This is a genomic window from Timonella senegalensis JC301 (assembly GCF_000312125.1).
Classification (GTDB): Bacteria; Actinomycetota; Actinomycetes; order Actinomycetales; family Cellulomonadaceae; genus Timonella; species Timonella senegalensis.
In genome coordinates this window covers 202,261-224,099 of the sequence record NZ_HE978643.1, presented here as the reverse complement: position 1 = coordinate 224,099, position 21,839 = coordinate 202,261, and the positions used below count along the sequence as shown (strand labels likewise).

20 protein-coding genes, 1 other RNA gene and 1 pseudogene are annotated in these 21,839 nt (G+C 60.8%); 1 reads left to right on the top strand and 21 read right to left on the bottom strand.

Annotated elements, in window-relative coordinates; genetic code table 11:
• Positions 1-49: 49 nt before the first annotated feature.
• The 12 genes from HGSM_RS08720 to ftsE form a co-directional block, all read right to left on the bottom strand.
• Complete coding sequence (locus tag HGSM_RS08720) at positions 50-1,282, bottom strand: ROK family transcriptional regulator (protein WP_019148371.1); 1,233 nt, start codon at positions 1,280-1,282, stop codon at positions 50-52.
• A gap of 213 nt (positions 1,283-1,495) precedes the next feature.
• Positions 1,496-2,263, bottom strand: coding sequence for a type I methionyl aminopeptidase (gene map / locus HGSM_RS08715; RefSeq protein WP_040594909.1), 768 nt, complete (start codon positions 2,261-2,263; stop codon positions 1,496-1,498).
• Between the two features lie 133 nt (positions 2,264-2,396).
• Positions 2,397-3,032, bottom strand: a complete 636-nt coding sequence (locus HGSM_RS08710) for a TorD/DmsD family molecular chaperone (protein ID WP_230197523.1) — start codon at positions 3,030-3,032, stop codon at positions 2,397-2,399.
• The gene (locus HGSM_RS08705; RefSeq protein WP_019148368.1) at positions 3,029-3,685 is read right to left on the bottom strand and encodes a hypothetical protein; all 657 of its coding nucleotides are present in this window, start codon (positions 3,683-3,685) and stop codon (positions 3,029-3,031) included. The genes HGSM_RS08710 and HGSM_RS08705 overlap by 4 nt, the downstream gene beginning before the upstream one ends.
• Entirely contained in the window at positions 3,686-4,693 is a 1,008-nt protein-coding gene (locus HGSM_RS08700; protein ID WP_019148367.1) for a dimethyl sulfoxide reductase anchor subunit family protein, read from the bottom strand.
• Entirely contained in the window at positions 4,693-5,331 is a 639-nt protein-coding gene (locus HGSM_RS08695; protein WP_019148366.1) for a DMSO/selenate family reductase complex B subunit, read from the bottom strand. The genes HGSM_RS08700 and HGSM_RS08695 overlap by 1 nt, the downstream gene beginning before the upstream one ends.
• A 4-nt stretch (positions 5,332-5,335) precedes the next feature.
• Positions 5,336-7,810, bottom strand: a complete 2,475-nt coding sequence (locus HGSM_RS08690) for a DMSO/selenate family reductase complex A subunit (RefSeq protein WP_230197522.1) — start codon at positions 7,808-7,810, stop codon at positions 5,336-5,338.
• A gap of 779 nt (positions 7,811-8,589) precedes the next feature.
• Positions 8,590-8,965: a transfer-messenger RNA gene (gene ssrA, locus HGSM_RS14135) on the bottom strand.
• 112 nt (positions 8,966-9,077) lie between these two features.
• Entirely contained in the window at positions 9,078-9,590 is a 513-nt protein-coding gene (gene smpB / locus HGSM_RS08680) for an SsrA-binding protein SmpB (protein ID WP_051009811.1), read from the bottom strand.
• Between the two features lie 147 nt (positions 9,591-9,737).
• Positions 9,738-11,234 carry a M23 family metallopeptidase gene (locus tag HGSM_RS08675; RefSeq protein WP_019148363.1) on the bottom strand — a complete coding sequence of 499 codons (1,497 nt, stop codon included), beginning with the start codon at positions 11,232-11,234 and terminating at the stop codon, positions 9,738-9,740.
• Positions 11,235-11,237: 3 nt separating this feature from the next.
• Complete coding sequence (ftsX, locus tag HGSM_RS08670) at positions 11,238-12,158, bottom strand: permease-like cell division protein FtsX (protein WP_019148362.1); 921 nt, start codon at positions 12,156-12,158, stop codon at positions 11,238-11,240.
• Between the two features lie 9 nt (positions 12,159-12,167).
• Positions 12,168-12,857, bottom strand: coding sequence for a cell division ATP-binding protein FtsE (gene ftsE, locus HGSM_RS08665; RefSeq protein WP_040594907.1), 690 nt, complete (start codon positions 12,855-12,857; stop codon positions 12,168-12,170).
• 197 nt (positions 12,858-13,054) lie between these two features.
• On the opposite strand from ftsE, the gene HGSM_RS08660 reads away from it, so the two are divergent.
• Positions 13,055-13,483: a VOC family protein gene (locus HGSM_RS08660; protein WP_019148360.1), complete on the top strand. Its 429-nt coding sequence runs from the start codon at positions 13,055-13,057 to the stop codon at positions 13,481-13,483.
• 82 nt (positions 13,484-13,565) lie between these two features.
• On the opposite strand, the gene prfB is transcribed toward HGSM_RS08660, so the two are convergent.
• The 9 genes and pseudogenes from prfB to HGSM_RS08615 form a co-directional block, all read right to left on the bottom strand.
• Positions 13,566-14,702: a peptide chain release factor 2 gene (gene prfB / locus HGSM_RS08655; protein WP_040594906.1), complete on the bottom strand. Its 1,137-nt coding sequence runs from the start codon at positions 14,700-14,702 to the stop codon at positions 13,566-13,568.
• Positions 14,703-14,829: 127 nt separating this feature from the next.
• Positions 14,830-15,348, bottom strand: coding sequence for a pilus assembly protein TadG-related protein (locus tag HGSM_RS08650; RefSeq protein ID WP_019148358.1), 519 nt, complete (start codon positions 15,346-15,348; stop codon positions 14,830-14,832).
• 70 nt (positions 15,349-15,418) lie between these two features.
• Complete coding sequence (locus HGSM_RS08645) at positions 15,419-15,970, bottom strand: hypothetical protein (protein ID WP_019148357.1); 552 nt, start codon at positions 15,968-15,970, stop codon at positions 15,419-15,421.
• Positions 15,967-16,374, bottom strand: a complete 408-nt coding sequence (locus HGSM_RS08640) for a hypothetical protein (RefSeq protein WP_019148356.1) — start codon at positions 16,372-16,374, stop codon at positions 15,967-15,969. Before HGSM_RS08640 ends, HGSM_RS08645 begins: the two co-directional genes overlap by 4 nt.
• A 14-nt stretch (positions 16,375-16,388) precedes the next feature.
• A complete protein-coding gene (locus tag HGSM_RS08635) occupies positions 16,389-16,694 on the bottom strand; it encodes a hypothetical protein (RefSeq protein WP_019148355.1) in 306 nt (101 codons plus the stop codon).
• A gap of 63 nt (positions 16,695-16,757) precedes the next feature.
• Complete coding sequence (locus HGSM_RS08630; protein ID WP_040594905.1) at positions 16,758-17,684, bottom strand: type II secretion system F family protein; 927 nt, start codon at positions 17,682-17,684, stop codon at positions 16,758-16,760.
• Positions 17,681-18,532, bottom strand: coding sequence for a type II secretion system F family protein (locus HGSM_RS08625; protein WP_019148353.1), 852 nt, complete (start codon positions 18,530-18,532; stop codon positions 17,681-17,683). Before HGSM_RS08625 ends, HGSM_RS08630 begins: the two co-directional genes overlap by 4 nt.
• Positions 18,523-19,761: pseudogene (locus tag HGSM_RS08620) on the bottom strand (CpaF family protein). Before HGSM_RS08620 ends, HGSM_RS08625 begins: the two are co-directional and overlap by 10 nt.
• 271 nt (positions 19,762-20,032) lie before the next feature.
• A complete protein-coding gene (locus HGSM_RS08615; protein ID WP_195891367.1) occupies positions 20,033-21,838 on the bottom strand; it encodes an alpha-glucosidase in 1,806 nt (601 codons plus the stop codon).
• Position 21,839: the final 1 nt, after the last annotated feature.

Below are 21,839 nucleotides of genomic sequence, written 5' to 3'. Positions count from 1 at the left end.
GTTGCATGGTCTTGCGGTCAAGAGATGAACACAACCTCGCAGGAAATCTTTATTTGATTGTGATACTCGAAGACAACGGACCTCCCCCGAGAGCCCTCACTCCAGCGATCTGGATAGCAAGCGCGCAGGCACCCCAGAGCTCCGCGTCATTCTTAAACCGTGACACCTTGAAATTGGTGCTCGCTTCCACTGCAGGCAGTGCCTGCCGGTGAGCGGCCACCCGCGCAGCCTCTAATAGATCGGCCGCAGCTGAGCCGAGGGGTCCGCCAATCACAATGACGTCCGGTGCGAGTAAGTTTGCCAGTACGGCTAGGGTCTTGCCCAACGCTGCGCCAGCATCGTCGATTAGCCTCAGCACCGCAGGGTCGCGCGCCTCCACCTCGGCGACGAGACCGGAAAGCGTGGGCTCCGGGTTCATGCGCATCCGCCCAAAGTCGGCGACCAGGCTCCTCGTGGAGGCGATTGTTTCCAGGCAACCACGGTTCCCGCAGTAGCATACGGTTCCCGCGTCGAACACTTGAAAGTGCCCGATCTCCCCGCTGAGTCCACTGGTCGACCGGTAGATCCGCCCGTCCTGCACGAGGCCTGCCCCGATGCCGGATGCGATCTTGATATACACCAAATTCTTGGCCTCAGTGTCGTCGTACACGCTATGCGCGAGCGCACCAAGGTTGGCGTCGTTTTCCAAGGTCACAGGCGTGCCAAGGTGCTGCTCGCTCACTTCACGAAGATCCACCCCCGCCCACGTGGGCAAGACCGAGCCTTGGATAACCGACATCGAGTAAGTGTCGATGGACACCGGTATACCCACCACGCACGACAAGATGGCGGCACGGTCATGACCGCTCACTTCGAGGAGTTCAGTGAGGCACTCCCCTGCCAATGCAAGCGTCTGCGTGTACGAGTGCCCGAGCTCCAGCGCAAAGTCCTTGCGCCCGAGCAGCTCGTGGCGCAGGTTGAAGGTCGCCACCCGCAGGTGGGTTCGCCCCACGTCCACGCCCACCACGATTTGGGCGTCGGACTTGAGTGAGACAAGGGTTGCCCGCCGGCCCGAAGATACCACTGCCTCGGTTTCAACGACCCGGTCCGCCACGAGTTCCTTGACCAGGCTCGAAATGGTTCCCTGCGACAGCCCAGTGGAGCGCGCGAGTTCACTCTGAGTCGCGGCGCCCTCATTCAGAATTGTTGTCAGCACGAGTTGCCTATTGCGCACGCGCAACCCCTGCTGAGACCCCGACCTTGGGGTACCGAGCGATGGTTCAGTCTTGGGGCGCTGTGCCATGCGGTAATTATGTGCGCGCGGTCACTTTATCGTCAACTTCTGAAAACAAATCGGGAGGGCAGTGGACTGCCCATCCCCACCTCAGTTACGACGATTGACTCCCCTTCTCATGAGAAGGCGAGTCAATCGTCGTGAAGTATTACGTGCGGATACGCCGCGTGGGGGGCCGCCCGGCACAGCGCGCGCTGGGAACTGGGAACTGGGAACTGCAGGCTATGGAAGTGTCAGGATCTCCGCGCCGTCTGCCGTGACGAGGACGGTGTGTTCGGTGTGGGCAGTGCGTGAACCGGTGGCGCTCTTGAGCGTCCAACCATCCGATGCGGTGACCAACTCGTCGGTTCCGGTCATAACCCACGGCTCGATCGCGAGCAGCAACCCCGGGCGCAGCTTGAACCCGCGTCCAGCCTCACCGTTGTTGGGGATATGTGGGTCTTGGTGCATCGTGGAGCCAACCCCATGGCCGCCAAAGTCCGTGTTTACGGTATATCCGGCTCCGCGCAAGACCTGACCGATCGCGTAGGAAATGTCGCCGATCTTGTTGCCGGGTTTGACCGCGGCAATGCCAGCCTCGAGCGCGCGAACCGTTGCGTCGATGAGCGCCCGGTCCTCCTCGGTACCCTCTCCGCCGATCACAAAGGAGATCGCCGCGTCGGCGACGACACCGTCGAGCGACACCGCAAGGTCGAGCGTAAGGAGGTCACCGTTCCGCAGGGTGTAGTTGTACGGCTTTCCGTGCAGTACGGCGTCGTTAACCGACGTACAGATGTAGTGGGCAAACGGACCCTCACCAAACGACGGCTCGTAGTCCACGTAGCAGGAAACGGCCCCCGCTTCCTCGATCATGGCCTTGGTCCAAGCGTCGATGTCCAGGAGGTTTGTGCCAGCTACAGCGCGCTGCTTCATTGACTGAAGAATCTGGCCAACCAGAGCGCCCGTCTTCCGTGCCCGCTTGATCTCGGTGGGGCCCATTACTTCAATCACTGCTAACTCCAAACGCGTGGTGCTTGCCCATGTACTTGACCAGCCTACCGCTCAGCGGCGCCGGGCCACGCCCGTGCACCGCAGTTCCACGGAATAGGGCAGCCGAATTGTGACGGGTCACGCAGAACAACCGTTACAGTGGGCGATCCAGCACTCCGCGCGAGAGCAGCGCGAGACCCTTCATCATGTGAGTGCCTGCAAGCGCCTCGACCTGCTCAAGCATCTCTGCAGCCCACTGTGCAAGGTGCTCTCTGTGGAAAGTGCGGGCGCGGTCTAGGAACCACTTCGCGTTTTCCGCGTCACCTGCATCATGCGCGGTGAGAGCCAGTTCGAGTGCGCGTGCCATGAAGTTGAACTCAAGCCCGATGTGGTCGTCTGGTTCCTTATTCAAGCGCGGTGCGGAAAACCCAAGTTCCCGGTAGGCCTCGCGCACCTGCAAAGTGGACTCGTCGAACAGGAGGCGATCGTGATCGCGGTGGACCGATTCGTAGGGAGCCACAAGGGCCACCGCGGTCACGCCATACAGGGACGTATGATCCGCTCGGATCGCCGCAGCGTCCTCCCCAGCCTGCTCCGACTGGGCAAGATGCGCTAGACCGCGCTGGCCTAGCTCGCCGGCCTCAGGCCATTGGTTAAGGAACCCACGGAACTGCGCCAGAACCTCATCGCTCGGTGGCTGGCGGTGAAAGCTGCCCAGGACCGAGTACATCATCATGGCGTCCTCTAGGGATCGCTGGTCAAACATTACTTCCCCTTGTTCTACGCTCACTTGTTATCCTCCGCTGGGCCCAACGTTGACGCCACGCGCAGGCGTGCGTGCTGGTCAACAAATCCTCGCACGAGGTCGGGGTACGCCCGCCACAGCGGAGCGTCGAATCTCCCCGACAGCGACTCGAGCAGCGGTTCAATCACCGGGTCCACGAATCCCTGCCGCACCTCGCTTCCTCGTTCGTGTGCGAGTCGCGCCGCCGCCACGTCGCCGGCCGCGTGCGCGCGGCCCAGTTCCCCAGCCCGCTGGGCCAGATAGATGAGCAGGAAGCCCAGGGAATCGTCGTAAATCCCATCAAAACCAGGCACGGAGAATCCCTGCTTGAAATAGAGCGACCGCAAAGCGGTCGCGGCATTCACGCTGATATTCGACGATTCCCCAGTTCCAACGTACGAACCGACCCGCAGTGTCGGGCCGGAGAGACTCTCCTGAGCCACACCGCGATGAAACTCCTGGTGAATCTGCACAAATGGACCCGGGCCGTCGGCCAGAAGCGAGAGACCACGCCTGGTCGATTCATCGTCAAGCGGCCAAGTCGAGCGGGTGAGCTCCTCCGAAAACATGTCCGCCACGGCAGGCGAGGGCGGCAGCACAAGCAGCCGCCCCAGCACCTGACCAGCGGTAGCAACTCGAAACGCTAGGTCGAACTGCACCTAGATCCCAATCCGCAGCATCGAATCGTAATGCAGCGAACGCCCCATGATCTCGGCGATCGCAGCCAGCACGAACGCACTAACCATCAGCGTGACCAGCCAGCCCGGCCGCTCACGCAGCGTGTTGCGCGCGGTGGAAAAAGCGAAGAACGCGAGCAGGATGGCAGAAATTGCCAGCAGAACCATGCGCGCGATGAAGAACCCGCCGCTGAACACAGCTGCGGCCGCCTGCGCGGTTGCATTGCCCTGGGCAAGGTCCGCAATGTGCACGGGGTACGACAGCAGGATCACGAGTCCCGCAATTGCGGTCACAACCGCGATCCACCGCACGATGGAGGTGGTCAAGGCCCACTCGTCAGCGCTGGTCGGAGCGTTGATCTCCGCGATCCGGCCCTTGACCATAGCGGCAAACCCCGAGGTCGGGGCGGGTTTTGTAGTGGTCTTTGTGGCGGGCTTTGGCTCATTGCGGGCACGGATCGCAGCGGTGACCATGAGGGCCGAACCGACCGCGAGCGCACCCAAAATGATCGTGGTGCCAAAGAAGTGCAGTGGCACGATCGCGGTGTGCCAGGCCGGAATTGTGACAACCGAGTAATAGATCTGACTCATTGCCCACACCAACGCGATGCCCGCCAGTGCGGTCACCGCAGAAAGCACGCGGCGAAGCGCAACCGAGCCGGCGCGCAGCCACGTCACGATTGCGGTGGCGAAGCCGAGAGCCGCAAACGCGACGCCGAAGATGATCTCGCGCGACAGCCATGACGAGTTCCAGTGCCTAAACACGTTGAACACGTTAGTGATGTCATTCATGTGCAGCATCGAGACCAGCAGGCCCAGCACGAGGGCCGGACCGATTGCGTATAGGACTGGCTCAACAACACGCGTGGCGGAGTCCTTGAACCGACCGCGCATCACCGCCACATCAATGACGCCCAGCACCAAGAACGTACCCACCGACATTTGCGCAATCACCGTAAAGAGGATCATCGGAAGCTCATGCGTGTTCATCAGATCTCCTTTGGGTTAGCAATGTCGCCCGTTCCGGAGTCCCACGCCTGCGCATCACGGTGCGGAGTGATGACCAGGTGCGGATTCGTGATGGAGGGGTCCGGGAGAGGTGCAACCGCGGCGTTATCTCCATATTTAGCACGTAGCTCATCGATGGGTCCCCAATCGAGGGCACGGGAAGGACAGGCGCTCACGCAGGCAGGGTCGTTGCCCTCCTGACGGTAGTCAAAGCACAGGTCACACTTAGACATGTGGCCGCTCTCCGCATTGAACTGCGGAGCCGAGTAAGGGCAGGCCCACTCGCAGTAGCGGCATCCGACACACTTGTCCTCGTCCACCCACACCGTGCCATCCTCACGGACCGACATTGCCGTTGTGGGGCACACCTGCATGCACACTGGGTTCTCGCAGTGGTTGCACGAGATCGAGGTGTAGTAGGTGAATACGTTCGGAGTGAAGGTGTTCCCCTCTTGGCGCCACGTACCACCCGAGTACTCCACGACCCGGCGCCAGTTCACGCCGAGCGGTAAATCATGTTTGTCCTTGCAGGCGATCTGGCAGGCTTTACAGCCTGTGCACGCCGTCTGGTCGAAGTAGAAACCGAGCTTCTCGCCCAGTTCAACCTTGTCCTGAGTCATCTGATTACACCTTCTCAACATCTACGAGGGTCGTGTGTGCGGGGTTTCCCTTGGCTAACGGCGACGGGTGGTATTTGGTGAGCGTGTTGACGTTTCCACCAATGTCCACCTTGTTGTGGTTCGGCTGATACCAAGCGCCCTGTGGCAGGGACACCACCCCTGGTGCGATCCGCGGAGTGACACGCGCCTGCGTACGGACCTTGCCGCGATTGTTGAATACGTACACAATGTCGTCGTTCTTGATGCCGCGCGCGGCAGCATCTATGGGGTTCATCCACAGCATCTGCGGGTGCGCTTCCTTGAGCCACGCAAGGTTGGCGTAGCTGGAGTGGGTGCGGCCCTTGTAGTGGTGGCCGATGCACTGAAGCGGGTACTTGGAGTCGCGTGCGTCAAGCGCGCCCTCCCAGGTGTCAATGTGCTCGGGCAGCGCGGTGAGCTTGTCACCGGCGCGATCACCCTCGAACACCCAGGTCTTGGACATCTCGGCCAACTGCTGAGAGTAGATCTCGATCTTGCCCGACGGTGTGAGTAGCGGGAACGCCTCCGGATCCTCACGGAAGTCCTTCAGCGCAACCACGTGACCCGCTGGGTTCTTCTTGCGGAAGACACCCATTGCGGCATGTTCCTCCTTGGTAGGGAAGTCTGGCTCAATTGAGCGGGTTTCCTCGTACAGCCAGTCACGCCATTGCTCCTGCGTGCGACCCTGCGTGAACTCCTGCTCGATGCCCAGGCGCCTCGCGATCTCGGTGCACATCTCGTACCCCGTTTTGGTGTCGTACAGCGGCTCGATGGCCTTGTCGCCGTAGATCGCCCAGCCCATGTCTGAGCAGCTTGCGCCAGGAATCAGGTCAATCTCTTCGAAGTTCGTGGTGGACGGCAGAACGATGTCACCCCAGTCGCAACTTGGCGTCCACTGGTGATCGATCACCACGATGAACTCGCACTTGGAATCGTCTCGCAAAGTTTCTTGCGTGACATGAATATCGTTGTGCTGATTGATCAGCGTGTTGGAGGCGTTGACGACCATGAGTTTGATGCCCACGTCCAACTTGTCCTTGCCTCGAACACCATCCTTGAGGGCGGTCATCTCGGGGCCACGGTTGATCGCATCGATCCAGTTGAAGCATGAGATCTGCGTGGTCACCGGAGGGGTCTCGCCGTCGAACAGCGGGAATGCCTTCACGGGGATGGAGTAGTTGCCCTCACGTGCACCAGTACCGCCACCGGCTATGCCGATGTTGCCGGTGACTGCCGCGAGTGTGAAGATGGCGCGCGAGGCGTTCTCGCCGTTTGCACTGCGCTGTGGGCCCCAGCCTTGTGTAATGGCCGCAGGCTTTGCCCCCGCGATCTCACGGGCGAGCCTGCGGATCTGATCCGCCGGGACGCCAGTTATGTCCGCAGCCCATTCCGGAGACTTTTCAACTCCATCAGGGCCCTTGCCCTCGATGTACGAGCGGTAGGACGAGTTCGGTTCCGCTTCCTTGGGTAGTGTCGCCTCGTCAAAGCCCACACAGTAGGTGTCAAGGAACGCTTGGTCCTGCATGTTCTGGGCGAGGATCTCATGGATTAGGCCTGCCACTAGGGCGGCGTCAGTGCCCGGACGCAGCGCGACCCATTCGTCGCTGACATCCACAGCGGTCTCCGAGTAGCGCGGATCAATCACGATCGTGCGAACGCCGTACTCACGGCGGGTCTTCTGCACAACGGCGAGCTCACCGCCACCGGACATGCGGGTCTCAAGAGGGTTGTTGCCGAACATGACCTGGAGCCGCGAGTTCTTTGCGTCTTCGAGCGAGTTACTGCTGACCCACCCGCCGTAGTGGTAGGGATAGGCCGCTGTGATCTGCGCTGTTGAGTAGTCTCCGTACTGGCCCAGGTACCCACCGTAGGTGTTAAGGAGGCGCGGCCAAGTACCACGCTTGGTGATGTTGCCGCCGGTTGAGCCCGAACCGTAGTGGTACCACAGGGCTTCGTTGCCGTATGTGTCACGCACTCGCTTCATTTCGCTGGCGATGGTGTCGAAGGCTTCTTCCCAGGAGATCTCTTCCCACTGCCCGCCTCCGCGCTCTCCCGTGCGGCGCATGGGTTTCTTGATCCGGTCTGGGCTATAGATTCGCTGGCGCTGCGTGCGACCGCGCACACATGCACGAATGTTGAAATCACCAAACTCATCAGATCCTGTGGAGTCCGCGAGGACCCTCACAACGGTGCCGTCCTTCACCTGCAGTTGCAGTGGGCACCGGGACTGGCAGTTTGCCAAGCACGCGTTCCATACAGTCTTGTCAGCACCCAGCATGCCACCGGGAGTGCCGCTCGCAGCCGCAGCTTCAGTCCGGGTCAGCGGCATCCCTAGGTCTGCAACCGATACAAGGGCGACGGCTCCACCGACAGCGCCCGACCAAGCAAGAAACGAACGCCGGGATATTCCCTGTGCCTCATCCTCAGCTCTGGGGTCTGATGTTGCGGTCTCTGTTCTCAACTTTGGCCTCCAACCACGCAATTTCAGTTGTGACAATTTAGCCATCGCCCGGAGCGAGGAATGCGAGACGATAGTCCTTGCTGACTTTGAGTCAGATCAATTAGTTTCTGAAGGACGACTTCCTCTAGCGAGGGAGACGGAAATTATGCACAAAGCAGGTTGAACGGAGATACAGGTTGAAGCGTGCACTTGTATTGAGTTGGTAGACAGGAGTGCAGGTCACGATTTTCAGCACATCAGACTTGCCAAATTCCAGCCCCACTCGACCACCTCCTGTTACGTCAGCGTGTCACCATCTCGGGCGAGTCGAGAATGCGAAAAATTCACCCGCTCGAAACGCGCATCAGGTCACCCATCTGCAAAAACAGCCGATCACTCTTGGATTGCAGGCTCAGGACGCCAGCGCATGCCTCTCCGAAACCCGCCGTCCTGCCCTAGCCGCGCTAGGGCTTCCGCGAGTGCCGCTCGCATGCACTGAGTGCCGTCTCCGCGCGACGGCACTCGCTGCAGGAAAGCGGCACTCACGGCAAAGTGGGAGGCGCTGGGACTGCGAAGGATCGCGAGGGACGGCGAGGGACGGCGAAGGCGTCAAGACGAGGCCTGTGCGACAAGCGAAGCGGCACAGGCCGAGGAAGCCAAGACACCCTCGCAGCCCAGCGCCGACCTCCAAAGCCTGGCTCCCGCATTCGGGCATACAAAAAGGCGCCGCCCACTACCGTGGGCGACGCCTTTTACTGATGTTTGACAATCGGTTCGCGCACGCAGTGCATGACGCGAAACAGTGGAGACGCGGGGAATCGAACCCCGGTCCGGTGACGCACATCCAGGACTTCTCCGGGCGCAGTCTGCTATGGATTTTCTCGGCCCCAGTGCTCGCGCAGACACGTTCACTGACAGGCTCAGTCGTCTAAAAGTCCCTACAACCCCAACGACAAAGGTTGCAAGCTGAGCTATCTAGATGACGCCAGGATCCGGGGCGATAGCATCCCCGGGCTGACGGACTTCATTAGGCGCTTGCGCTATCAGGCAGCAAGGGCGAAGTCGGTGCGCTTAGAATCTGCACCTATTGTTTTGTAGGCATCGTTAACGAGATAAGCCCACATCCTCGGCCCGCTTCTCATCGAAACACGACCACCGTCGAAACCGATCGTCCCCTATGTGATTATCAAACATCGCCTGATCTCTCAGGACTTCTCTATTCTAGTCGATCATTGGTCCCGATTGGCCAGTTATTTATTCACTGGCTGCGAAACCGATTTTCGACGATTCACATTTTTTCGCGAAGACGCATAGCTCTCAGCGCCTCACGATTGTCCTGCTTTTCCTTGAGCGTCTGGCGCTTGTCGTATTCCTTCTTACCTCGGGCAAGAGCAATCTCGATCTTTGCGCGACCGTCCAGCCAGTACATCTGGAGCGGGACGATGGTCAGACCCTTTTCGGCTGTCTTGTGCTCGAGTCGGATGATCTCCGACTTGTGGAGCAGTAGTTTGCGTTTGCGACGTGGCGCGTGGTTGGTCCACGTGCCGTGGGTGTACTCGGAGATATGCGCGCCCTCAAGCCACGCCTCTCCGTTTTCCAAGTAGACCCAGCCCTCGGCAAGCGAGGCGCGCCCAGCACGCAACGCCTTGACCTCAGTTCCGCCAAGTACCAAACCTGCCTCGTACACGTCCTCAATGAGGTAGTCGTGGCGCGCACGCTTGTTAGCGGTTATGAGTTGCCGGGTTGGCGCCTTGTCCTGAGCCTTCGGCTTGTTAGGCGTCGAGCCGGGCACGTTGTACATCTTTCCCTTGACCACGTTTCCTCCCAACGCCGAAAGTCCAATGAAGAGTCGCCGCCAAGACCTGAGAGGTCTCGGCGAGTGCCTAGTTAGCGTATGCCAACGCAGCGGGTTTTACCCAATGTATTTTAGGGGTCTCACCTGTGACTATCACTTCATCTTGGTCATGGGGTCAATCGTAGATCCATTCACGTACGCCTCAAAGTGCAGGTGGCACGCTCCAGACAAGCCCGTGTTACCGGAGTAGCCCACGAGCTGGCCCGCCTGGACCCTCTGCCCGGGACTCACAGCAAATGAGGTGAGGTGGTTGTAGGAAGTCATGACGTTCTTCCCGCCGATCGAGCCGTGGTTAACGAGAACCTGGTTACCAAACCCGCCCTTCCACTGCGCCCATGCCACGGTGCCAGAGCGAGCAGCAAAGATCTTGGTTCCGCAGTAGGTGCGCATGTCAGTTCCGGCGTGGAGTCGGTAGTACCCGAGGATTGGGTGCAGACGCCATCCGTAGTTGCTCGTCACAACGCGGTACTCGGTTGGCCACGTGAACCAGCCCGAGCCTCCGGAACTGCTCCCACCACCGCTGGAGCTTCCTCCTCCACCGCCAGAGCTGCTTCCTCCACCACCGGAACTGCTTCCACCGCCGCCGCTGGAACCGCCGGAGCCACTTCCGGGCTTGGAGCCACCGCCACCGCTCGGCTTGTTCTTGTCGGCTTCCTCTTGCTTCTTCTTTTCTTCCTCTTGCCGCCTTTTCTCTTCAGCGGCTTCCTTCTCTGCTTGCTCCTTCTGCAGACCAGCGATCTTGCGGATCTCAGCACTCAGGCTGGCGCTGTTCGCCTGCTCAGCCTTCAGGTCTTGCTGCGCGGTGGCCTTTCTGCCCTCGATGTGGGAGGCGGCCTGCTCTTGCTGGACGATCAGCGACTCCACCTCTCGCTTTGCGTCCTCGGCTGCCTGCTGCTTTGACTGAGCTTCAATGACCTTGGCATCGGCTTCGTCCTTCAAGTCAGCGATGACATCGTTCACTGCTTCAAGGCGTACCTGTGCGTTAGTGGAGATAGCGCGTGTCGCGCGGAGCTTGTCCAGCGACTTGGTTTGAGACCGCATCGCAGCGGAGTTCATGTTGTAGCGATCGATGTAATCGTCCGTGCTTTCGGCACCTACAATTAGCCCCAAGCTCGTCATGTCGAGGTCGCCTCGGGCAGCCTGCCTGGCCATCTCCACGACACCGCTGCGAGCAGCGTCCATCGACTCTTGGTTCTTGGCAATCTGGTCCTCGAGGCTCGCCTTCTCTGCCTGAGCGTCCACGAGCTTCTGTGCGAGCGCATCCGCTTCGCGCTGCGCCTCCTGGTACACCTTGTTTGCAATCGACAGGTTTGCCTCGGCAACGGGAAGTTGCGCCTCTACTTGCTTCAGCTTGAGATAGGCGTCGGTGAGTTCCTTGTCAGTCTCAGCAAGATCATCCTTGAGGGACTCAATCGATGAGCGTGCCCTAGACTGCTGCGCTTTTGCCTTAGCCAACCTGTCGTCGAGCTCGTCGCCTTGCGCAGGGAGCGCGATAGCGATCGACAGGGTGAGCAAGCCGGCGAGGAAACTGGCCGACCACGCGGCGGCCCGGCGGCGGAAACGGGCGGAAGTGCTGGCGGAGAGGTTCACGGTCTATACCTTGGTGTAGCGGCTAAGGGTCACGATCGAGGAGATGGTCGCGAGAATGACTGCGACTCCGATGAGTAGCGGTGCTATGAGCAAGACGTCACCGGTAGTGATGTACGGCACTGCGATGGTATCCATCGAGGTTTCAAGCCAGCCCTGAACTAGGTACTTTACTCCGAACCACAGCGCAACCACGGCAAATCCAGCACCTATGGTTGCGGCAATTGCACCCTCGAGCATGAAAGGCAGCTGGATGAAGAAGTTTGACGCACCCACGAGGCGCATGATCCCTGTCTCACGCTGGCGAGACATCGCCGAGAGACGAATCGTGGTGGTGATCAGCAGGATTGCGGCAAGCAGCATGACACCTGCAAGTCCGGAGGCGACGAGGGTCGCCTTGTTCATGACGTTAAACAACGGCTCATACACTTCACGCTGATCACGAACTTGCTCAACACCCGCGCGGCCCGTAAGTACCTCGTTGATGACCTCATACTGCTGAGGGTTGGTCAGCTTAATGCGGTACGAGGCGTTCATGTCGTCGACCGTCATCTCGGAGAACCACCAGCGGTCGCTGAAGTTCTCCTCAAAGCTAGTCCACGCCTGTTCCTTGGACTCGAACTCGACGCTGCGGATCTCAGGTGAGACCTCAGGCGAATCGAGGATCTGCTTGACCTCAGCGATCTGCGCGTCCGTTGCCTCACCATCCGCGCAGGTTGGGACCGAGGAGTCCCGAGGGCAAAGGTAAACGGAAATCTCGACCTTGTCGTACCACTCACCCTTAAGCTTCTGGATTTGTGTTTGGGTCAGGATTCCAGCGCCCACGAAGGTGAGAGAGACAAAGGTAACCAGGATGACAGAGATGGTCATCGAGAGGTTACGCCTCAGTCCGATGCCGATCTCAGAAAGAATGAATTGAAAACGCATGACTCCCCCTTATCGCGTTGAGCCGTAGACGCCACGAGACTGGTCACGGACCATCTCGCCGACGGATAGCTCGATAACGCGCTTTCGCATCTGGTCCACGATCTCGTCGTCGTGCGTTGCCATGACGACTGTGGTTCCTGTTCGGTTGATCCGGTCCAGAAGGCGCATGATTCCAAGGGAAGTTGTGGGGTCGAGGTTACCCGTAGGCTCGTCACACAGGAGGATCGAGGGCCTGTTTGCGACCGCTCGCGCAATGGCGACGCGCTGTTGCTCACCACCGGAGAGCTCGTGCGGGCGACGCTTCTCTTTACCAGCAAGGCCCACCATCTCTAGGACATCCGGGACGGTTGTCATGATGTGGTGCTTCGGCTTGCCAATGACCTGAAGAGCGAACGCTACGTTCTCGAATACGGTCTTATTAGGAAGCAAACGAAAGTCCTGGAACACCGCACCCATCTGACGGCGGAGCGCAGGAACCTTCCAGTTCGACAGCGAAGTAAGGTCGTTTCCAGCTACAAGGACTCGGCCACTCGTGGCCTTCTCCTCGCGGAGCACAAGCCGGAGGAAGGTGGACTTACCTGAACCCGACGCACCCACGAGGAAGACGAACTCCCCGCGCTCAATCTCCAGGGAGACGTCGTCGAGTGCGGGCCGCGCACCGCGCGCGTACACCTTGGTCACGTTATCTAATCGAATCACGAAATTTGTTCCTAAATGCTGCGATTTGTAAGGCCGCAATAGACACACTGGTCAGGACGAGCCTAGGCAGAGATACCCATCGGCTTGCCATGACACGCCGCAAAACCAGAGACCCACACGATTGCACATCGCGGGTGGATTCCGCAGCAGCCACCAACTCAAGATGCGCCATCCGCCGTTGCAACTACGCTCAAAGAATGGAACACAGCTTTCAGATTGTCTGGGATTGCACACTCCCCCACGAACTTGCCCAGTGGTGGGCAAAGACCCTGGGGCGTGACGTGGAACCGCAAGACGCCGAGTTCATCGCGTCCATGATCAGCAAGGGCTTTGCACACGAGGATGAGACCATGCAGTTCAACGGCGCGCTCGTATGGAAGTCGGGTGCGGCACTCACCGCCACGGCGACGAGCCCACGGCTTCTCTTCCAAGAGGTTCCGGAGTCCAAAAAGGTAAAGAATCGTCTACACCTCGACGTCTACGTTGAGGAAGGCACGCTCGATCAGGCTAAGGACGAACTGCTTGAGCGCGGCGCTACTTTCATGCACCGCGGTAGCCAGGGCCCGCACCACTGGTATACCTTCCAAGATCCCGAGGGAAACGAGTTTTGCGTAGCCGAAAGGTGAGGCGACCCTGTGGCGTCACCACAATCGTCGAAAATAAAGAATGAGGCCCGCGGCAGAGCCGCGGGCCTCACTTTTCGTACTATCAGTCGTCAGATGAGTGGGAACGGCGCCAGCGGATACCAGCCTCGATGAAGTCATCGATCGCGCCATCAAAGACAGCGCCGGTGTTTCCGACCTCGTGCTCAGTGCGCAGGTCCTTGACCATCTGGTAAGGCTGCAGCACGTAGGAGCGCATCTGGTCGCCCCACGACGCCTTGATGTCTCCGGCGAGCTCCTTCTTCTTGGCCTTCTCCTCGGCTTGGCGCTCAAGAAGCAACCTGGACTGGAGGACGCGCATCGCGGCCGCACGGTTCTGGATCTGGGACTTCTCGTTCTGCATCGAGACCACGATTCCGGTAGGAATGTGGGTCATGCGCACTGCAGAGTCAGTCGTGTTCACGGACTGACCACCAGGCCCCGACGAACGGAACACGTCAACGCGGATCTCGTTCTCAGGAATCTCAACGTGGTCGGTCTGCTCAATGAGCGGCACAACCTCGACTGCGGCGAACGAGGTCTGGCGACGGCCTTGGTTGTCGAACGGAGAGATGCGCACGAGGCGGTGGGTGCCAGCCTCAACCGAGAGGTGACCGAACGCGTAGGGAGCCTTGACCTCGAAGGTTGCGGACTTGAGGCCCGCCTCTTCCGCGTAGGAGGTATCCAGAACAGCAGTGGGGTATCCGTTGCGCTCCGCCCAACGCAGATACATGCGCATGAGCATCTCGGCAAAGTCAGCGGCATCCACGCCACCCGCTCCCGCACGGATCGTCACAACTGCCTCACGGGCGTCATACTCACCAGAGAGCAGGGTGCGGACCTCGAGCTGGTCGAGGTCCTTCTTGATGGACTCGTACTCAGACTCAGCCTCTTCGAGGGTGTCGGCGTCGTCGCCCTCGATGGCCATCTCGACGAGGACCTCCAGATCGTCGATCCGCTGCTCGATCGAATCGATGCGCTTGAGCTCGTTCTGCGCTGCAGACAGCGCGCTGGTGACCTTTTGCGCTTCCGCGACATCGTCCCAGAGGTCCGGCGCAGCGGCCGCCTCCGAAAGTTCGGCAATCTTAGCGCGTAGAGCTTCAGGGTCGCTTACGGCGGAGATCGTTGCGATAGTCGCGCGGAGATGAGGGATTTCTACAGAGAATTCAGTGGCCACAATCCTTGATTCTACGGCAGGTGCCATGCCTGCGACCCCCTAGGCACCAATCCGTCGCTCACGTCACAGTTTGACGGCCGCACTCCGGAGCGCTGGGTGGTCACGGGAAATTGCTGGTCGGGTGGTGACCAAGAGTGTGTGGCGGCACGGCTTTCTATTCGATAGTGATAGCAGTTGACGTTCCACGCAGAGTCACCAGGAACTTCTCCGGGCCCCTAGACGGCGTAAGCCCGGAGGGAGCCGACACCTTGAATCGTGCTGCGACCCGTAGGCGTGACTCACCATTCTGGGTGGACAGCGACTCCAAACTGACCTCGGGTAAGCCCTTGGACTGGGCAGCACGTGAGGCGAACCGCTCAGACTCGCGTGCGAGGTCGCGATAGTTTGCGTCACTGTGGCTCAGCGCATCGCCCTCCCCTTCGGACTCGGCCGGCTTGGGTGATTCGTTGGAAGGTGCGGATGTACCCGCGTAGTACTCACGTGCTACGCGCTGATCCGTGAGATATAGGGCGGTGGCATCTGCAACAGAGGACAGCTGCTTCTTATAGAGGTAGAGCGATCCAAGCTGGAGTACGACCAGGAGCAGCACGAGAATGATGGCGACGTATCCCAACCCGAGGATGAGGATGTTCCCGTCTTCGTTCGACCGTGTTGGGAGTCCACGCCGGCACATAGGAGCGGTGTCTTGCCCATCTGATGTGCGGAGTGTATGCGGGTGAGCGTGCCAGGTCCGCTTCATGGTGCTAGTTCCGTTCAACGTACTGCCCTGAGTAGGAGGTTCCGACGGCGTTCACGCTGACCCGAGCGACGGGAAGCCATCCCAGCAGTGGCAGCTTGACCGTGTAGCGCACTCGAGATGTGACCATCTCTCCTGCGCAGGTGCGCGGACATGACACCTCGATCCTCGGGTTGGAAGAGGAGGTGGAGAGCCCCTGATCCACAAAAGCGAGCGTTGCTGTCCGCTGAGCAGTCTCACCGGCTGAACCAAAGTCTCGGGACAGGGCGTACATCCTCGCAGACTCGCTGGCTGCGCTCTCGGCCGCGAGGCGCGCCGCCTGGACTTGGGCCACGCCAGCCAGAATCATGAGCACGGGGATGATCACCGCAATGACTACCCCGATGAACTCAACTGGTGCGTTTCCGGCTTCGTGATTGCGGTCGAGACGGGCAAGGGGGTTCTGACGGGCAAGGCAGTTCTGACGGGCTAGGCGGTCCAGATGGGTTTGGCGCTCCTCGTGTTTCAGCCGGGTCAGGCACTCCTGACGGGCTAGGCGGTCCGGACGAAGCCGAATCACGGCACCTCCTGATAGGACTCTACGACGCCCCTGCCCGTAACGGAGAGGCCGTTGGATACGCCAAAGGCACCGATCACCGGTAGGGTTCCCTGAACCGTCATTTCAACGATTCTGAATCCTTGGTGCGAACTTACGCGTGATGAGACGGTGTGTTCTCCGGGTACCTGGGTAAGCAGCTCCCGGGCGTGCGACTCACCCTGGGCAAGGCTCGATCCGTGTCGGCCCGCAGCTCGCGCGCCCTCCCCCGCAATGTCGATGAGGACAACTCTGGTGTGCATGATGAAGGCAACCTGCAGGAGTGAGAGGAACAGGAGGGTCAGCAGCGCCGACGTGTAGGCGAATCCAACCACCGCGGATCCTTGCTCACGGTGGTCCCCAAACGAAGGTACGCGGACGAACCTCATATCTCCGCGTTTCCTCAGCCCGCCTGGTTCGTGATCTTGGTGATCGCGTCGTTGAACAAGCCCTCAAGCGCTGGTCCCGCAATGGCCCACAGCGCAACAACCAGTCCCGCCGACATCAGGGTAATAAGGACCCAACCAGGGACGTCACCACGGTCGCTCGTTCGCATCAATCGGTTGTGAGCCTTTGCCACGACCGCACTCGCCTGCCAGTGCACGCGACCGCCCGGTCGTACCGAGCGCTCCGATGCACGCTTGAGCCGCTTGTGCGGCTCAATTGGGGACTTAGGCGATTCCTCCGAGGAGTTCTCATATCCAAACATTTCAATCTCCGAACTCTTGTGTTGTGGGTGGTATGACGCTTGATGGTGGCCCAGCGTGCGGGCCTAGAAACTTACGTTGAAGGCGAGTAGTGATGGAAATACGGCAAACAGCACTGTGATGGGAAGGAGGATGAACACCACGGGAAGAAGCATGTGGACCTCCTTCTTGCCGCCGATCTCCATGAGGTCGCGGTGGCCAATATCCCGGGCGTCCTGCGCCTGTGCGCGCAAGACGTGGGCTAGCGGCGTGCCTCGTTCCACCGCGACTGAGACTCCGTCAGCGAACCGAATGATGGCGGGAATCCCGGTGCGTGCCCCTAACTGTTCGAGTGCCGTAGGAAGTTGCGCTCCGGAACGGACGTGAGAGACCACGGCCAGTAGTTCCTTTGACAACTCCCCTGTGGTGGAGCGGGCGACTCGCTCTAGCCCGGCCATTGGCCCCTGGCCCGCCGAGACCGCGAGCGCCAGGAGCTCGGCGATCGTGGGGAACTCGCTGAGGATGCGTGCAGTGCGTGATGCGATGTCCCGTGACAGGGAGTAATCGCACAGGACGAGTCCGCCGATTGGAGCGAACACAACGATTGTGATCAAGACGGGGACTGAGGAGTCACGGGTTGCGGCAAGAACCAACGTCAGTGCGAGGCCGCCGATGAGCCCTGTGACTGCCCACTGGAGCTGCTGCACCCGGAACTGTGCCACCGTTACAGAGCGGCCCGACCGCATCAGCCGAGATTCGAGTTCGGCGGTGGGAGAGCTGAACACGGCGAGGACACGCTCAACCTCTTTGGTCCACGGAGCGAGCAATCGAATGAGAACGCCAACGGGTGTCAGCACCTTGGTAGGGCCGAGCACTCGGCTGCTCGCATCCGCTTCAACGAGGTAGGGGGCGAGTCGCTCGTCAAGTCGCACTCGGCGTGAGAGCAGGTGTCTCCAGATCAGCAGGATCCCGGTCGCAAGCGCGAGCCCACAGAGGGCTCCTAGAGTGTTCATGCGAGAACTCGCACGTCTGCTGGGAGTCGGCCAAGGTATGTCATGAGCCAGTACGCGACAGCGGTGAGGATCGCTCCCGCGATGAGGACCGCCGTGCCACTCGCAGTGGAGTAGGCTGCAGCCGCTTCCTGCCTGGTAGACAGGAGCGCCACGATCACCCACGGTCCCGCAGCTGCAACACGGGCTCCGCCCACGGTCCAGCTCTGACGAGCGCGGAGCTCACCGCGAATCCTGATGTCTTGGCGAAGGAACCTGACTAGGGTTTCGAGCAGCACGCCAAGCTCGCTTCCCCCGACAGTTCGAGTGAGGCGCAGGGCCTCAATCACACGGTCTGCCACAGGGTCGGCCATACGCATTTTGAGGGTGACAAGGCTCTGATCGAATCTTCCCGTTGCCCTATAGTCCCGCGTGAAGTGCTCGAAGTCCTGGCGAATGATCTCTGGCCCCTTGATGGCAACTTCAGAAAGCGCCTCGGGCAGGGACAGGCCCGCTCGAACGCCCGATATCAGGTGCTCTACCACCTCGGGCCAGACCTCCATGCGCTTGTCAGCAAGAGCCCGCGCTCGGGTCTGTAGGAGGACAAGGGGGAGGCTCATTGCGAGCAGAGCAGCGAGCGCCGAGACCACCGGAATCCGGGTCAGAGCAAAACCTACGAGCGCGGCGACCATCCCCACTATCACCATGAACCAAAAGAACAGCTGAGGACTCACTCCGCGCATACCCGAGGCGTGGATCAGCTCAGAAAGGTGCTCGGTGAACTGCCCTCGCCTTACCTCGGGTTGAGTCCAAGCGCTCGACCAGACGAGCAACAGGCCAAGTCCCGCGATGAGTCCCGTTACTAGGCCCACTGCGCCTCCTGACCCAGCAGGAACGACAGATCTATCCCGAGGCGTTCGAACAGTTCCTCCTTGGGAGGAAGCCCCGAGCCACGCACCAGCCCATCGCCTGTGCGCTGGAAGATGCTCGCCTACTCGATGTGTCCGTTTTCTACGCGACCACTGACGCCAGCGATCTCTCCGACCACGCGTGCGCCGTTGCGCTCCCTGCGCAGGTGCACCACGAGGTCCAGTGCGCTTGCGACCGTGGGGTTCACAAACGATGCGGTGACGTTTTCTCCCGCGAGCAGGGGAAGCGTGCTCGCCTTGATCACGGCCTCACGCGCGGAGTTTGCGTGGATGGTGGCGAGTCCCGGAATTCCCGAGTTCAATGCGATCAGCAGATCAAGAGCCTCCGCCTCTCGCACCTCCCCCACGATGATGCGATCCGGACGCATACGCAGGGATTCCTTGACCAGCCTGCGCAGGCTGATCTCACCATTTCCCTCGAGGTTGGCGCTTCGGCACTGCATCGCCACCACGTCGCGGCTTGGGAGGTTGAGTTCAAACACTTCCTCGACCGTCACCACGCGTTCACTCGCGGGGATCGCAGCAGCGAGCGCCCGGAGGAAGGTCGTCTTTCCGGCACCAGTGGCTCCCGCAACAAGTACGTTAAGCCCGGCCCGAACCGACAGATCTAGGAACCGGGCGGCCTGGTGGGTCAGCATCCCTCGAGCAACCAGATCTAGGAGGGAGTTCGCGCGGGAAACGAACTTGCGAATGTTCACGCTGTAGTGGGAGCGAGTGATGTCGGGGATGACCACGTGCAGGCGCTCCCCTCCGGGGAGCATTGCGTCCACGAATGGATTGGAGAGGTCTAGTCGCCTGCCGCTTGAGGACAGCATGTGCTCAACGAGCCGCGCGATCTCGCCCGGCGCCAGAATGAGCGGTGTCAGCTCCGGGATGCCGTTGCGGGCAACGAAGACCTTGTCCGGCGCGTTGATCCAGATCTCCTCAACTGAGGGATCATCCATATACACCTGGAGTTCACCGAGGCCTGCCACGATGTCCACGAGGTGCTTGATCGCGCGCTCGGTGTCCGGAATCGCCGGCCCATTTCCCAGGAGCGACGCCGCGTCAGCTTCCTGCACCGTGGACGTCACAAGCTCAAGGAACTGCGCCCGATTGTTCACCGGGTCAACGCCGCTCGCGCGCACGCGATCGCGCACGCGCTGCTCGAGCAGGTTGATTCCGGAATTCACTGTGCCCCCACGGGTGAGTTGGCTCGGTGCAGTAGGCACCGAACTCCACCCTGAAGGCTATAGATCCGACGTACTTGGCAAAATGGTTAGTTCTAGCCCTGTGGATAAGTCCCCACCGTGGCACCCGGTCTCGCGCCGCCCTGCCTTGGCAACACCCGGGCAAAACTGAGGCAACGCCTGCCCATAGGCAAGCCCCCTTGCCTATGGGCAAGCGCGCCGCCAGGCCCGCTCATCGCGGACTCACGGCGGCTTGTCACGGGCACGCTTCAGGCTAGCTCCGCTCGCGCAGCACCACGATCACCTCGTACGGGTCCATTACCGACGATCCTGGCCCGTTCCCAGCACCCCGCCGGCTTCCAGCGACTCCAGCAGTTCCGGCAGTAGCAACCCCACCCGCTCTGAGCACGTGGCGGTTCACCTGACCGGAGGCCTCCCCCGCTCCGGCACCGAAGAGCGGCCACCGAGCGGAAACCTCTGCGGGCACAACAGCCGGCCCATCTGAGAAGTTGACGAGTACGAGGGCGGCGAGGGAATCGTCGTTAATTGAGCGCTCCAGCGCAAAAATTGCCGCGTCATCGAGCGCAAGGAACGTGGCGCTGCCGTCCACGAACACGCTGTGTTCACGGCGTAGCGCGATCAGCTCGCGGTAGAAGGACAGAACGGAGTCGGGGTCACCTGCCTGATCGGACGCGTTGATGCCCGGGGGCATCTGGCCAAAGTCGATCCACGGGGTGCCAGAGGTGAAGCCGTACCCGGCTCCGGGCGCCCAGCGCACTGGCACTCGCGCGTTGTCGCGGCCCATGAGGCCTAGCGCGGCCAGCACCTCTTCACGAGGCTGACCAGCGGCAATACGCTCGGCATACCGGTTGATGGACTCGACGTCGTCGTACTGATCGATCGAGGTGAAACCCGCGTTGACCATGCCGATCTCGTCGCCCTGGTATACAAACGGTGTGCCGCGCTGCAGGATCAGCATGGCCGCAAGTGCCTTTGCGGCTTCCGGAGATCCGTCGCCCCAACGGCTCACGGCGCGCGGCTGGTCGTGGTTGTCAAAGTAGTGTGAGGCCCACGCGTCGTCGCCGTATGCCTCGTTCCAAGTGGCAAGCACCGACTTGAGCGCGCGCAGGTCGAACGGCTTGGTGTCGAACTTTCCGCCCTGGCCCTGATCAATCCCCACGTGCTCAAAGTGGAAGATCATGTCGAGGGGGCCGCCGTCGTCCGCCACGAGGTGTCGGGCGAGCTCGGGCCACAGTCCTGGTGTCTCGCCGATGAGCGCGATCTCGCGCCCGGCCGCATTGTGCGGCTCGATCACGGCGGTGCGCAGTTCGGTCAGGAACTCAAGGAGCCTGGGCCCAAAGCCGTAGTGCTCGATCCCGATCGTGTCGGGGTTGAGCCCCGGCACCGCACCGTCGGGCAGTCCCGGCGCCTTGGACACGAGGTTGATGACGTCCATGCGGAAGCCATCCACACCGCGGGCGATCCAGAACTCCATCGCCTGGGCGATCTCGGCGCGCACCGCCGGGTTTTCCCAGTTCAGGTCCGGCTGCTCGGGCGTGAACGTGTGAAGGTAATACTGCCCTCCATCCCCCGCCTTGCTCCAGCTTGGCCCGCCAAAGAACGCGGTCCAGTTGTTGGGCTCGCTCTCCTCGGTCTGGCCCTCAAGCACCCTTCCGTCGCGCCAGATGTAGTAGTCGCGGTACTCGGAGTCCCTGTCTGCAAGAGCGGCCTGGAACCACGGGTGCTGGTCGGACGAGTGGTTGAACACCACGTCAACGATCACGCGAATCCCCGCCGCGTGGAGCCTCGAGACAAGGCGATCAAAGTCCTCGAGCGTGCCAAACCTCGGATCGATGTCCACGTAGTTCGAGATGTCGTACCCGTTGTCCTTTTGCGGCGACGGATAGAAGGGCGAGAACCACACTGCCCCCACGCCGAGCGCGACTAGGTGCTCAATCTTGGACTCAATGCCCTTCAGGTCTCCCAGGCCGTCCCCATCAAAGTCGCAAAAACTCTTGGGGTAGATCTGGTAGACCACGGCGGACTTGAACCAGGGTGTGGCGTTCTGAGAAGTGGGCATC

Coding starts and splice junctions, on each gene's coding strand:
- HGSM_RS08720 (WP_019148371.1), bottom strand. CDS start 1,282: ATGGCACAGCGCCCCAAGACTGAACCATCGCTCGGTACCCCAAGGTCG.
- HGSM_RS08700 (WP_019148367.1), bottom strand. CDS start 4,693: ATGAACACGCATGAGCTTCCGATGATCCTCTTTACGGTGATTGCGCAA.
- HGSM_RS08695 (WP_019148366.1), bottom strand. CDS start 5,331: ATGACTCAGGACAAGGTTGAACTGGGCGAGAAGCTCGGTTTCTACTTC.
- smpB (WP_051009811.1), bottom strand. CDS start 9,590: ATGTACAACGTGCCCGGCTCGACGCCTAACAAGCCGAAGGCTCAGGAC.
- ftsX (WP_019148362.1), bottom strand. CDS start 12,158: ATGCGTTTTCAATTCATTCTTTCTGAGATCGGCATCGGACTGAGGCGT.
- HGSM_RS08660 (WP_019148360.1), top strand. CDS start 13,055: ATGGAACACAGCTTTCAGATTGTCTGGGATTGCACACTCCCCCACGAA.
- prfB (WP_040594906.1), bottom strand. CDS start 14,702: ATGGCACCTGCCGTAGAATCAAGGATTGTGGCCACTGAATTCTCTGTA.
- HGSM_RS08650 (WP_019148358.1), bottom strand. CDS start 15,348: ATGTGCCGGCGTGGACTCCCAACACGGTCGAACGAAGACGGGAACATC.
- HGSM_RS08640 (WP_019148356.1), bottom strand. CDS start 16,374: ATGAGGTTCGTCCGCGTACCTTCGTTTGGGGACCACCGTGAGCAAGGA.
- HGSM_RS08635 (WP_019148355.1), bottom strand. CDS start 16,694: ATGTTTGGATATGAGAACTCCTCGGAGGAATCGCCTAAGTCCCCAATT.
- HGSM_RS08630 (WP_040594905.1), bottom strand. CDS start 17,684: ATGAACACTCTAGGAGCCCTCTGTGGGCTCGCGCTTGCGACCGGGATC.
- HGSM_RS08615 (WP_195891367.1), bottom strand. CDS start 21,838: ATGCCCACTTCTCAGAACGCCACACCCTGGTTCAAGTCCGCCGTGGTC.